14 protein-coding genes and 1 pseudogene are annotated in these 13,160 nt (G+C 41.5%); 11 read left to right on the top strand and 4 right to left on the bottom strand.

Going from position 1 to position 13,160, the window contains the following annotated elements:
* Nucleotides 1–91 precede the first annotated feature (91 nt).
* Nucleotides 92–247: a hypothetical protein gene (locus D1970_RS22360; RefSeq protein WP_181213450.1), complete on the bottom strand. Its 156-nt coding sequence runs from the start codon at nt 245–247 to the stop codon at nt 92–94.
* A 196-nt stretch (nt 248–443) separates the two neighbouring features.
* On the opposite strand from D1970_RS22360, the gene D1970_RS10275 reads away from it, so the two are divergent.
* The 9 genes and pseudogenes from D1970_RS10275 to D1970_RS22955 all read left to right on the top strand — a co-directional run.
* Entirely contained in the window at nt 444–1,715 is a 1,272-nt protein-coding gene (locus D1970_RS10275; protein ID WP_119112782.1) for an MDR family MFS transporter, read from the top strand.
* Between the two features lie 105 nt (nt 1,716–1,820).
* Nucleotides 1,821–3,053, top strand: coding sequence for an aminopeptidase (locus D1970_RS10270; RefSeq protein WP_119112781.1), 1,233 nt, complete (start codon nt 1,821–1,823; stop codon nt 3,051–3,053).
* Nucleotides 3,054–3,219: 166 nt separating this feature from the next.
* Nucleotides 3,220–3,492: an acylphosphatase gene (locus D1970_RS10265; RefSeq protein WP_219915766.1), complete on the top strand. Its 273-nt coding sequence runs from the start codon at nt 3,220–3,222 to the stop codon at nt 3,490–3,492.
* Between the two features lie 111 nt (nt 3,493–3,603).
* Entirely contained in the window at nt 3,604–3,993 is a 390-nt protein-coding gene (gene mscL / locus D1970_RS10260) for a large conductance mechanosensitive channel protein MscL (RefSeq protein WP_119112780.1), read from the top strand.
* 61 nt (nt 3,994–4,054) lie between these two features.
* Entirely contained in the window at nt 4,055–4,690 is a 636-nt protein-coding gene (locus D1970_RS10255; protein WP_119112779.1) for a Bax inhibitor-1/YccA family protein, read from the top strand.
* Between the two features lie 850 nt (nt 4,691–5,540).
* Nucleotides 5,541–6,023: a DUF2975 domain-containing protein gene (locus D1970_RS10250; RefSeq protein ID WP_119112778.1), complete on the top strand. Its 483-nt coding sequence runs from the start codon at nt 5,541–5,543 to the stop codon at nt 6,021–6,023.
* Between the two features lie 11 nt (nt 6,024–6,034).
* Nucleotides 6,035–6,250, top strand: coding sequence for a helix-turn-helix domain-containing protein (locus D1970_RS10245; RefSeq protein WP_119112777.1), 216 nt, complete (start codon nt 6,035–6,037; stop codon nt 6,248–6,250).
* A gap of 47 nt (nt 6,251–6,297) precedes the next feature.
* A complete protein-coding gene (locus tag D1970_RS10240) occupies nt 6,298–7,545 on the top strand; it encodes a DUF4153 domain-containing protein (RefSeq protein ID WP_119112776.1) in 1,248 nt (415 codons plus the stop codon).
* Between the two features lie 698 nt (nt 7,546–8,243).
* A pseudogene (locus D1970_RS22955) lies at nt 8,244–8,333 on the top strand (hypothetical protein); the annotation flags it as partial.
* Nucleotides 8,334–8,390: 57 nt separating this feature from the next.
* Here the strand turns inward: D1970_RS22955 and D1970_RS10230 are convergent.
* Nucleotides 8,391–9,329 (bottom strand): magnesium transporter CorA family protein, encoded by a 939-nt coding sequence (locus D1970_RS10230; protein WP_119112829.1) that lies wholly within the window; start codon nt 9,327–9,329, stop codon nt 8,391–8,393.
* A gap of 258 nt (nt 9,330–9,587) precedes the next feature.
* Between D1970_RS10230 and D1970_RS23595 the strand changes: the two genes are divergently transcribed.
* Complete coding sequence (locus D1970_RS23595) at nt 9,588–9,863, top strand: YbyB family protein (protein ID WP_119112775.1); 276 nt, start codon at nt 9,588–9,590, stop codon at nt 9,861–9,863.
* Between the two features lie 59 nt (nt 9,864–9,922).
* A complete protein-coding gene (locus tag D1970_RS10220; RefSeq protein WP_246370303.1) occupies nt 9,923–10,624 on the top strand; it encodes a TrkA C-terminal domain-containing protein in 702 nt (233 codons plus the stop codon).
* Nucleotides 10,625–10,713: 89 nt separating this feature from the next.
* Here the strand turns inward: D1970_RS10220 and D1970_RS10215 are convergent, their stop codons facing one another.
* Both D1970_RS10215 and D1970_RS10210 read right to left on the bottom strand, forming a co-directional pair.
* Complete coding sequence (locus tag D1970_RS10215) at nt 10,714–11,163, bottom strand: DUF1284 domain-containing protein (RefSeq protein WP_119112773.1); 450 nt, start codon at nt 11,161–11,163, stop codon at nt 10,714–10,716.
* A gap of 66 nt (nt 11,164–11,229) precedes the next feature.
* Nucleotides 11,230–12,561, bottom strand: a complete 1,332-nt coding sequence (locus D1970_RS10210; protein WP_119112772.1) for a polysaccharide biosynthesis protein — start codon at nt 12,559–12,561, stop codon at nt 11,230–11,232.
* Nucleotides 12,562–13,160: the final 599 nt, after the last annotated feature.

The raw sequence follows: 13,160 nt of genomic DNA, 5'->3' as shown, positions 1-13,160 counted from the left end.
ATCAGTTTCATCCCACATAATCACCCCTTGTACACCTAAAAACAATCCAGGAGCAAAAAAACCGTCCAACCTTTTCCACCCCCTCCTTAACTTAAAAAACGCCGTCCAGTTCACTGTACTTTCCCACCACCGCCGTAACGGAAAACAAAAATCTTGCCAGTTGCTGTTCTTTTTCTTCTCCTAAACGAAAGCTAAGAACCGACCAGTTCCCTGTTCTACCTCTCCATCTCCTCAAAAAAACTGCCACCCCACTTCCCTCCTTTCCATCTCACTAAATTTCCCCTCAGCAAACCAAAAATCCGGGCGCGCATCGCTTTAATTCCCAATCCGAAAATTTCGCCTGCCTAATTTCCTTGTGGAATTTTCCGAAAAAATAGTATTATATCAATCAAGGAGACTTATAAAATTATAAATGGGCTGAAAACCAGATAAGGAGCATAGTTATGCGGATACGGGATTGGGACAGGAATTTAAAGGTCCGCCTTTTTGGCGAGGCCCTTATGAATATTACATTTTGGATGTTTTTCCCCTTTTTAACAATTTATTTTGCCGAAAGCTTCGGGAAAGGTCGGGCGGGGATGCTGCTGATTTTCTCGCAAATCTTTTCGGTTGCCGCAAACCTCATGGGAGGCTATTTTGCAGACCAATTCGGCAGGAAAAGAATGATGGTCATCTCGGCCTTCGGGCAGGGTGCGGCGTTCCTTGTATTCGCTTTATCGGTATCTCCCTGGTTCAATGAGCCAGTCGTCGGATTTATCGCTTTTGCCGTTGTCGGAGTTTTCGGGGCCATATACTGGCCGGCCAGCCAGGCAATGATTGCCGATGTGGTTAAAGAAAAAGACCGGAGCAGCGTGTTTGCCGTCTTTTATACGTCCATCAATATCGCCGTCGTAATCGGCCCAATCCTCGGGGCGATCTTCTACGTCAAATACCGCTTCGAATTGCTCGTCGCCGTTGGGATTATCTGCATCCTCCTAGCCGCAGTCCTGTGGAAGTATACACGTGAAACGCTTCCGCCACGCACTGAAAACAAACAGAAGAACGAAAAATGGTATTACTTCTTAAAAAGCCAGATTGCTGACTATAAGGTCATCATCAAGGACCGGATATTCCTCCTGTTTATTATCGCAGGGGTCCTTGCTGCACAGACATTCATGCAGCTAGACCTACTCTTTCCCGTCTATACGAAGGAAAAAATTATGGACCAGACCTTGTTGGAAATTGGCAGCAAAGCCTTCTCTGTGAGCGGTGAGCAGGCATTCGGCCTAATCCTTTCTGAAAATGGTTTCCTTGTCGCTCTTTTCACTGTATCCGTGACAAAATTGATGACTCGGTATAGAGAAATAAATGTATTTGTCCTTTCATCGATTATCTATGCTGTTTCCATCTTCATGTTTGGCCAAACAGAATGGATTTGGGGGCTCATTGCTGCCATGGCAGTCTTCACCCTGGCAGAATTGATGACTGCTGGATTGCAGCAAAGCTTCATTTCTAATCTGGCTCCAGAGCAAATGAGAGGACAGTACTTTGCCGCAGCAAGTCTCAGGTACACTCTTGGCAGGACCATTGCGCCGATTTCGATTCCTTTGACAGTCTGGATTGGCTATCGCTGGACTTTCTTTATTCTGGCTGTCCTTGCCCTTTTAAGCGCTGGATTGTACTGGGTTATGTTCAGGATGTATGAGAGGCAGAAAGCTTCCATAGTGCAGCAATAGTCCATTACAGGAGTACTTGGATGATTCTGCCGCCAAAATCGTATCTTTTTTTCAGAAAAATGGTTAGAATGTAATATATGAAGATTCAGAAAAGGAGACCTGTTTATGAATGACTTTCAAAATTCCCTTGAAAAATATGCTGACCTTGCCGTAAAGGTTGGCGTTAACGTCCAAAAAGGCCAGACGCTTGTGGTCAACACATCTCTTGATGCAGCAGTGCTCGTCCGTCTTATTGTAAAGAAAGCCTATGAGGCTGGAGCAGCCAATGTAGTCGTCAACTGGAACGACGATACCGTATCAAGGACAAAGTACGAACTCGCTCCGAGTGAAGCATTCTCCGAGTATCCACACTTTCGTGCAAAAGAAGTGGTCGATTATGCTGAAAAAGGTGCAGCCTTCATGTCCATCGTGTCTTCAGGCCCCGATTTGTTAAAAGGAATTAACCCAGAGCGGATCTCAAACTTCCAAAAAGCAGCCGGAACAGCTCTGGAACAGTACAGACAATACATACAGTCAGATAAAGTCAGCTGGACAGTAATTGCCGCGCCTTCAGAAGCATGGGCCCAAAAGGTATTCCCGGAAGCATCCGCCGAAGACAGCGTCGCCCAATTATGGGAGGCCATTTTCAAGGCAGTCCGTATCAACACCGAGAATCCTGTGGAAGAATGGAAACAGCATGACCTAACACTGCATGAGAAAGTGGACTATTTGAACAGCCGCCATTATCAAAAGCTTCATTACAAAGCGCCTGGAACCGACCTGACAATCGAGTTACCTGAAAAACATATTTGGGTCGGAGCCGGCAGCGTCAATGAGCAGGGCCACGAATTCATGGCGAATATGCCGACAGAAGAGGTTTTCACGGTTCCGCTTAAAACTGGTGTCAACGGTCATGTTTCAAGCACAAAGCCGCTCAGCTACGGCGGAAACATCATTGATGGCTTCATGTTGACCTTTGAAAATGGAAAAATTACAGAAGTGCAGGCAGAGGAAGGCGAAGATATTTTAAAACGCCTTGTGGCAACGGATGAAGGCTCACATTATTTGGGTGAAGTGGCTCTAGTGCCATTCCATTCCCCTATCTCACAGTCTAACGTCCTGTTCTTCAATACCCTATTTGACGAAAATGCTTCAAACCACCTTGCAATTGGCAGCTCGTATGCCTTTTGTCTCGAAGGCGGGAAAAAGATGTCCCGTGAAGAACTGGAAGCTAATGGGTTAAACACAAGCATTACACATGTTGATTTCATGATTGGGTCTGCCGAAATGGATATTGACGGTATTACAGCCGATGGAAAATCCGAACCTGTTTTCCGGAACGGAAACTGGGCTTTCTAAGATCCCTTTATTTTAAAATCGTAACAGGACAGCTGTTTTGCAGCTGTCCTTTACCATGCCTGTAAAAATATGGATGAAGTTTCATCTATACGCTCATATTCTTTGTTGATATAATGAAAACATCTAGGTGAAATTGCACTATCTATCAAGTTCTGGGGGCGACATCTTGATTCAATTACAAATTGTTGTATCAGGAAGAGTTCAAGGAGTGGGCTATCGTTACTATGCCCAGATGAAGGCCATTCAGTATGGCATAACAGGGTGGGTAACGAACCAGGCTGACGGAGCCGTTAAAATCATTGCAACAGGGACAAAAGAGAACCTGAAAGTTTTTATCGAAGACCTCCGCCGCGGCAACCCATTCGCCAGTGTAGACCGTTTGGAATACCATGAATGTGAGCACGCGGATACCTGGCAATCCTTCACAATAAAGTACTGAACAGAAGGCAAAGGGAATTTCCTCTGCCTTCTGTTGCTTTTATGCTCCGGCAAATTCCTCCCCACAAAAACACTATATCAACGTTGACAATCGTATCAGGAGGAAAGCATTATGTGGAATGAATTTAAGAAATTTGCATTAAAGGGCAATGTACTCGACCTTGCAGTCGGTGTCATTATCGGGGGGGCATTCGGGAAGATCGTCACTTCTCTCGTTAATGATATGATCATGCCGCTGTTTGGTATTTTGCTTGGCGGCATTAATCTCTCCAAGCTGTCGTATCCATTTATTGACGCGAATATTAAGTACGGAATCTTCCTTCAAAACATCATTAACTTCTTCATCATTTCTTTTTCAATCTTTGTCTTCATACGCCTTGTCTCCCGTTTCCGGCATAAAGAAGAAGTAAAAGAAGAAATACAGCAGGATATAAAAGAAGAGCTTTTAAGAGAAATTCGCGACCTTCTGAAAGTCCAAGCAAAAGAAAAAGAAAATTTGTGAAACCTGGCAGGTCCTTATCCGTATTATTAAACATCATTAAGAATCAGAGGTGGTCCATTACATGTACTCACATGCAGAAAGCCCATATATGCCTTCGGTAATCAGGACATTTGCTCTTTCACTGGCCATTGCTTTCATTGGAATGGCATGCGGCGTCTTTATCCCGCCTGCACTGTTCATGCCACTCGCCATCCTTGAACTTGCCATGCTGCTAGGAGCTTTCTTCCTAAGAAAGAAAAAGACTATATCCTACACGTTCCTGTATATATTTACGTTCATTTCAGGAATAACCATGTACCCAATCATCAATTACTATGCAGCCGCAGCAGGTGCAAATGTTGTTCTTATGGCACTCGGCACCACAACCTTTGTGTTTACTGGATTGGCCGTATATGCCACTAAAACGAAACGTGACTTCGGTTTCTTACGAGGTATGCTGTTCGCGGCACTGCTGGCGTTGATCGCCATCTCTATCTTTAACATGATTTGGCCGCTCAGCTCCACAGGCATGCTTGCCTTCTCGTTCATCGGAGTATTGGTCTTCAGCGGCTATGTTCTTTACGATTTCAATATGATGAAACGCTATGGTGTCTCTGCTGAAGAAGTCCCATTGATGGCGCTGAATCTGTATCTTGACTTCATCAACCTGTTCATCAGTCTTCTCCGTATTTTTGGGATATTATCAAGCGACGATTAAAGCTTAGATGACCTTATTGTTTTCCATAAGCATCCTAATGTTCCAATATATTCAGAATAATAATGTGTTTTACTGGTTTTCCTCCGGGTAAATGAAGAGTGCAAGGCCAAACACAATATGAAGGGACTGGTTCAAGATGGAGAACATAGCGACTTCAGAACTGGACATTGGCATTGCATCCGGAGGGAGATTTGCGGAACTTGCAAAAGGGACGCTTGTCTTAAATCGATATATTTAAAATCGATTTAATTCAAAATCACTCTCCTCTGTCCGTCTTATAAGGCGGACTAAGAAAGGTACAGGCTAAGTGGCCTGTACCTTTTTTAATGTTGTAGGCTCTCAATGTGCTCACTGCGGTTTCTCCTCCTTCCTGGCAGGCTATTAAATAGATTAAAAGGAGGAGATGAAGATGGAAAAAGAACATATGATCAATAAAAACGGCGAAGTAGCCACCAGCAAAGTAGAAGTTGTACAGAGATAATAAAGTTGTTTAATTTACAATAAAGTCGTTTAAAACATAATAAAGTTGTTTAAAAAACGCCAGTCATGTTATTCAACAATCGGGCCATTTTATGGAATAACACTTAATAAGAAAATTAGATATTTCTGTTAAAGCATATAGAGAATATTGTGAAGAAACGTACTTAAGCTAACTGGCAGGTTAGCTGTACAAGTTATAAATTTAATGGTTTAAAGTTATAGAGCATTTCTTTGAATGAGGAATGCTTTTTATTTTTGCTTGAAACAAAAACCTACAATAAAAATGTTATTTAAATTAATAAAAATTTATTGCAAAACGATAAAATATATATTAAAATCAAAATCAGAATAAATAAGTGAGGTACTTTTTATGGAAAAAGTAACAACGTTGGTTTTAAAAATAGCTGTTATTCTTTTAGGAGTCCCAGTTCTTGCTCTGTGCATCTTTTTGGTGCCTGAGATGGCGAATCTTGCAGCAAAATTGCTTCCAGAGTTTGCTTTTATAAAATATCTCGTTTTCATCGCTTTTGATGCATCGGCGATACCTTTTTACTTTGCTTTGTATCAGGCTTTCAAACTCTTACGCTATATTGACAAAAATAAAGCTTTCTCCGATTTATCTGTAAAAGCTTTAAAGAAAATCAAATACTGTGCCATCAAAATCAGTATTTTGCATGTGCTAGTTTGGCCTCTCTTCTATATCTTTGCGGAAGTAGACGACGCACCAGGAGTTATCTTTGTCGGATTGGTTGTTCCTTTTGCTTCGATGGTTATCGCAGTCTTTGCGGCTGTTCTCCAAAAACTTTTACAAGAAGCAATTAATATCAAATCAGAAAATGATTTAACGGTCTGAGGTGAATAACAATGGCAATTATAATCAATATTGATGTGATGTTAGCAAAAGGGAAAATGAGCGTAACAGAACTTTCGGAGAAGGTTGGAATAACAATGGCGAACCTTTCTATATTGAAAAATGGAAAGGCAAAAGCGATTCGATTATCCACTTTAGAGGCAATTTGTAAGGCTTTAGAATGTCAGCCTGGAGATATTTTAGAATACAAAAGTGACGAAGATAGTTAAATGAATCAAGGAAACTTAATATAACAATTATTAGGGGAGGTATAACTATGAACATTAACAATTTGATTATTGAAAATATTACTAACCCTCATGAGCTGGAGAGAATGTATAGAAAAGACCCGAAAACTTTTAAAAAGTCATTCTCACACGCATGGGAACAAAATCCTGATTCTCAGGTTCTTGGCGTTTGGTATGAAAGATTGCATTTCAAGGAGACGGCAAATACAGAAAAATCTTCCTTGCTTCAAAAAGGTTTCTTATTCATGGGCATTTTAGCCATTCTGGCCGGGATAAGCACCAGGATCATTTTCCATTTTGTCGAACAGGAAGCAATTGCTTCAATTAACCTGGCATTTGGTATAATTCCCTTTATTGCTGCCTATTTTGTTTACAATAATACTCCGAAAAAAAGTGTTATTTATTCCCTTGCAGCGTTGTTCCTAATTTCCGGGTTTTATCTTAATATGCTGCCATTAAATTATAAAGACAGTATTATCCTTGCTTATTTACACTTTCCCATATTCTTATGGGTATTGGTAGGGCTTGCATTTACAGGAAATGAATATTCAAAAGGCAGTACAAGATTAGCCTATATTAAATTTAATTTGGAATATTGTATTCTCTACGCCAGCATGGCAGTTAGCGGAATGGTACTAGCAGCATTAACCATGCAGTTATTTAGCTTTGTTGGCTTGGATATAGAAGAATTCTATTTTAGTAATGTCGTTTTATTTGGTGCTGCCGCTCTCGCTATTGTGGCTGCATACCTGGTATCAATGAATCTTAAACTTGCTAAGAATATTACACCATATATAGCTAAAATTTTTAGTCCTCTTGTCCTGGTCACATTGTTGGTCTATCTTATAACGGTTATATGGGTCGGAAAAAATCCATTCTTGGACCGCAATTTCCTGATAGCCTTCAACGGAATACTCCTTGGTGTATTGGCCGTTACCATATTTTCCATTACCGAGAGCGACTCAGACGAGAAAAAGAACATTTCAGATTATATAAATTTTGCCTTAATTGTTCTTGCGCTTATCATTGACAGTGTGGCTTTGTCAGCCATCGTGTTCAGACTTTCTTCTTATGGGATTACGCCTAATAGACTTGCTGCTTTAGGAGTAAACATACTTATCTGGGCAAATCTAATTTGGATTATGCTCTCCTATATGCGTTTTCTACAAAACAAATCCGGACCTTCAACTATCCAAGATGCCGTTACTAAGTATTTGCCGGCCTACGGACTTTGGGCAGCTTTCGTTACATTTACTTTTCCTATAATTTTTAATTAGAAAGGCTCTGTTAATGTAACGAAAAGCTAATCTTCTATAACGTATAAAATCCTTAGAGCCGATATTATGCAGCTTTTTGTACAGAGTTGCATAATATCGGATTATTTTCATTACTAAAGTTAAAAAGAGGGTATTCAAACTAGAAGACATAATATATTGTTGCAACTGGATTCTTTAAAATATGTCCAGTTTCATGTGCCCAACGAAAAAGGACTTCAGAAACGTATTTGATAAGCAAACTTGCAGGTTTTAAGTTTGAGTTTGATTTAGATTAAATGTGAAAAGATGTACTTACACTAAAGGGGGCTTTTCTTCAATAAGATTTGAATAATGATCTTTAATAATCAGGCGCTATTGTTGAATAAACCTTAGATTTTCAAACGACTTTATTGTTATATTTTTAAGTGCAGTGAAGTATCTTATATCGAAAATTAAACAACTATATTTTAACCCCGTCCTAAATTTAGAACGGGGTTATGCTTGTTTTAGGTTTTAAAATTAAATAACTTAATTGTCTTTTTACAGAAGTAACTCTTGACCGTATGGACAGCGGACGCGCGGATGAAATTCAATTTCGGAGAATTCAAGTCCTACCTCCATAAGCGAATCCAGCTTGGAAGAACGGCTGGGCTAAATGAAGAACAGTTGCCGCGACTGCGCAAAAGGTTGCCGGCTACCTTGCAGAGAAAGTAGAGCCGCGAAACCGCGAAGAACACCTTTTGAGAGAATTGTGGAAAGCGGTACAGAAGAAGAACAGCACAAGTTTGCACATATGCTCGTTAAAATAGCTGAATAAGGACAGTAAAAAATCGCCTGGAATAAAGGCGATTTTTTTTTACGGCTGCTTATTCAAAGAAAGAATTATTCTTTTTCCCTTTTAAAATATCCCCGATCCAGCCTTTCATTTTTAAATAGACATATAAACCGACCGTGGATAGGACAATCAATCCTATAGCTAAAACATAACCAAACTTCCATCCTAATTCAGGCATGAGCTTAAAGTTCATTCCCCATAAGGCGCCCCATGCCATCACTGGTGTAAACATAATCGTCATTACCGTGAGGGTTTTCATAATTTCGTTCCCTCTATGGGAAGAAACAACTTCCTCAAGATCAATCAGTGTGTCAATCTCCTGCTGATACTCCTGAATAACAATCCTCCCCCGAGTCAATCTCCTCGCTGTCCGTTTGAATTCACGCCCTTCGCTGATAGAATCGCCAAAAGCTTCCTCAGCAGCAAGCTTTAGTTCAGTTATGGGAATCATCAAGTTTTTCCATATAAGCAGTTCGTGCCTATTGTCATAAATTCTCTCGAGAATCTTGAGGTTGTTCTGTTTCTTCACTTTCCACAGCAGACCGTGGAGCCGGTCTTCGAACAAATCAATTCTGTCGAGATAGTCATTGAGAATCTCCCCAATCAGGATAAAAAATCCTTCCACCGCATTATCAGCGTGGTCCATTTGTTTCTGGACCTCTCCAAAGTCGCTTTTCTCCAAAAGAGGAAGCTTTAAATCGACAGTGATAAAGAAATCTCTAGTCAAATAAAAATGGAACAGATTATAGTCTTCCCTGCTCTCTACGTCTTGCTGGTACACGAGCGAACCCCAGATGAATTCTCCGCCTTCCACCCTTGAGTCAACTCTAAGACTATTGGATTTTCGATGTTCCACTTCGTTTATCCACATCTCGCAGCCTGGATGCTTTTTCATTAAATGATCGATTTCAGCAAGCTTATCTAGTGAAACATGATACCATTTCCATTTTCCCTGATTAAATGTACTCATTGTATTCCCTACTTTGCTTTCCATTTCTCATTATATTCCCCAGTTTATCATGAGATTAACATCCAGCTATTCCTATCAGGAACGGTTAGGGCCTGGGCGAACTGGACACGATATTTGTGAAACAAAGCTGTTACCTTATTTTAATGTTTCCCTGCTTGTATTCCCGGGTAAAAACAATAATACAAGACGGGAGAAGTCCCCTGATCCACACAGCATGAATGACCATTAGATAGGGTATTCAATAAAGGAGGAACAAACATGCAAACAAATTCACTTAAGCCATATGTTCTATTGGGAGTCGGCGCGGCAGCTATCTGGATGGCAATGAAACCAAAAGAGAATATAAATAAAATCAAACAGCTCACCACGAACGCAAAGGAAAAAGTAATGTCCATGAAATCAGGCAAAACAACTGTCCTTCCAGTCCAGAAGGCAGGAAACCCTGACCCTCTCGATGTAGAGGACAATAAGATGGTCAGTGAAGGTTCGATGTACGGAGTCAATTATTATAATGAAAACATTCAACAAAAGTAATCCTTTCCTGGGAGTAATCCTCCCGGGCTTCTTTATGTCCGTTCTAAATTGGAGGCACAATGATGGGTATATTATTCATGCTGATCTACTTTGCGATTGTCTTCGCAGTGATCGAAATCAATGTCATTCTCTTCATCGCGACAGGGCTTGACCACAACGTAGCAAGATTCCAGGTAATTTCTATGCTGACAGGTACCGGATTTACGACAGGTGAGTCCGAATTGATCATCGACCATCCCATCAGACGAAGGCTCGGGGCCTTCCTCATCCTTTTTGGCGCTTTTTCCCTCGCCGTTATCATTTCCGCAATCAGCAGTATGCTTTCGGATAACTTTTTTGCCATGGAAATTGGTTATATTGCTGCGGCACTGCTTGGCATCACACTTTTTCTTAAAATCCCCCGCATTAAAAAAAGGCTGGGAAAAATGTTCAAAAGCGAACTCAAAAAGAATTACAATATTGCCGATTTGCCAGTTTCAGATGTGATATTATTCGGTGAAGAAGATGAAATAGCCGAGATATCAGTACATGAAAATTCTGAATTAATAGAGCAAACATTCAGGCAGCTCATCGGGAACAGTAAAGACATTAATGTTCTCTTCATTGGAAGAGGCGACTTGAAGATACGGAATGAGGCTAACAAAACAAAGCTTCATCCCGGAGACAGGGCTATTCTGTACGGAAACCGGGAACATATCAGAGCGACATTCCCGGAGGAAATCATCAACCAGCAGGTTGGCGATGAGGGTAATTCTGGTTAATAGAATTCGCAACTTGTTGCCAGTCGCGGTCTTACTTGAAGTCTGCTGCAGCAGGCTTTTTATTTTTCCCGCCCTGCAGCAGATGAACTTCATGACCGCTCGTCAAACACCCCACCCTTGCTATGCTTCTTCCTTAAATCCGCAATTCCTTTCTTACAGACTCCATATGACAGCCATGAACAATTTGCACAAAGTGTGTCCAGATCATCAGGAATCACCTTTTCTGCAGTCAAAAGAATAAGTTCCGATTTCAAATAACTTTTTCCATGCTGAAGTCCTAAATGACGGAGCACTCTCCCATCCATCTCTAGTACATGCTCATTAGAACCTTCGCCTGCTTCACATTCTTCCATGCCCTGATGCGGACAGGCCATACAGGCATCATCAAATGCTTCCACTGTTTTTATATAAAAATCTTTGCTTTCATCTCTTATGTCAGCTACTATTTCAGCCATCCTCCTGACAAAGCCGGGACTGTATCCCATTCCCCGGAAACCGTGTACACATAGGAGATGGTGGCCTCTAAGAATCTTGTCCATAGCATCCCTCCTGACGAATGTCCTAGTGAATACTTTCGCCGCAAACAGAAAAAACCCTTTAAAGGGTCAAAGAGATGATCTCTTCTCAGAGAGCCTCAGGGTCCATGGCACGCCAATTTTTTTGCAAATGGTCATGTAATGAAGCATCGCCAGCAAAACAGTCCCTGCATTCATGCCAATAATAACACCAGGCATTTCCCATTCCAGCCTTGCACCAAGAAGATAGATGACCACAAAAGAAACAACGGTCGACCAAAAAGTATGAAAGAACGCATCTTTTATCAATCCTAGGCCTATCAGGAAGGCCTGCATCGGAATAATAAAATAATGCAACAAGAAATAGGGCCAAAGGAGCTGTAAGTAATAAGCTGAATGATTCGAGTGAAAAAACAGGTTCGTGAGCGGTTCTGCAAGGAAGTAAAATACCGTTACTGATGGAAGGCCATAAATAAGCGTCAGGAGCATGACCTGCTGCAGCAGCTGAAAAAGCTTCGAACTTTCTGCTCCCGCGTGCAGCTTGGCAACCGCAGGGATCAGCATGATCATAAAGGAATGGGCAATGAACGCCGGAAATGTGCCAATTGTCATAGCTACCCCGGCAACCATGCCAAACTGTTCTGTTGCCATTTCTGCAGGTACCCCAGCCTGGACTAACGCCCACTTGATTAAAAACGGCTGGGCTGCATGTGCAAGCGCATGGAAAATCCTTAGAGCTGTTGTCGGAATGGAGACAGCGGCAAGGCTCCTCCTCACCACCACCGGAGACATATTTTCACCCGGCATTCTTTTGATTTCCTGATAGGAAACGATAAATGAATAGATTAAATACAGGAAAACGGCCACTTCACTGGCAGCAAGTGTGCAAAATGCAATCAGGAGTGCTGTAGGCCGGTCAAATTCCAACACTTGATAAATGGATGCGAGCAGAAGCATCTGGACGATTCGCCTAAGCAGATGAGAGACAGCAATTTTCCCCATATGCTCTTTTCCCATAAAGTAGCCTCGCGCGATGGAGGAGAACGAAACGAGCGGGATAAGAAGCAGGACTACATACTTAAGCATAGGGTGAAAGTTTTGGAACAGAGGCACAAACGGAATGACAGCGGCAGCAACGGCAAACAGGCAGGCTGTAAAAATAATCGTCATCCTAAAAGCATGTTTGATCAGGCTGCGATGATACCGTTTTTCCTTTTCAGCAACGAGCTTTGATACCGATGCCGGAAGTTCAAAGCTTGCCAGAAGCATAATCAGGAAAATGGACGGAAGAATGGTCATATACTGGCCAATTCCACTTTCGCCAAGCTCCCTTGCCAGTATCATATTGATCAGGAACTCGGCGCACTCGCCAAGAAACATGGCCAGCACGAGAACCGCCAGCCCTCTTACTAATATTTTCATAACGGCTCCCCTTTTGTCTTTGCTTTGCTTTTCTATATCTATGAGACAAACCTGGGAATTATTAATAAGGGCATTACTGGCGGATGTGGAAGTCACACTTGGGGATATTGGAAGTAATTGGGCCTGATAAAGGTATAGGAGGCGTTTTAATCATGCTGGCATACGGGTAATAAATCAATAAAGGAGTGGGGCTATGCACAAAAAATTATACTGTCTGATTGCCAGCTCTGGATGTGCGACAAAATAAAGGAATATTTATCTCACCAACTAGCAAACGATAATTCAGATGATTCCAAGCCTGCGAATGAATTTAAGGAACGGGAAGTCATCTCCATTGCACTGAGCGAAATGCTTGTAAGACTCGATCGATATGACCCTCGGCTGAGACGGACAAACTAAAAGGCTAACGGGTTCACTTGTGAGGTGCAAAAACGTAAAGCACACATCAAATCACACCTCTAATCACAATAAATTCAATAATAAATTTCACAATATAATTCACACAAAAAAATGGCTTGGAAATTTTCCAAGCTATTTTAAGTATTTATTGTTCAACGAAGAACCCGTTAGCATTCCTGTAGATTGCTAAATATCGGCTT

It is taken from the genome of Mesobacillus zeae, from assembly GCF_003570705.1.
Lineage (GTDB): Bacteria > Bacillota > Bacilli > Bacillales > Cytobacillaceae > Mesobacillus_C > Mesobacillus_C zeae.
The sequence above is the reverse complement of the archived record's forward strand: the minus strand, read 5'-3'. Positions and strand labels throughout refer to the sequence as shown.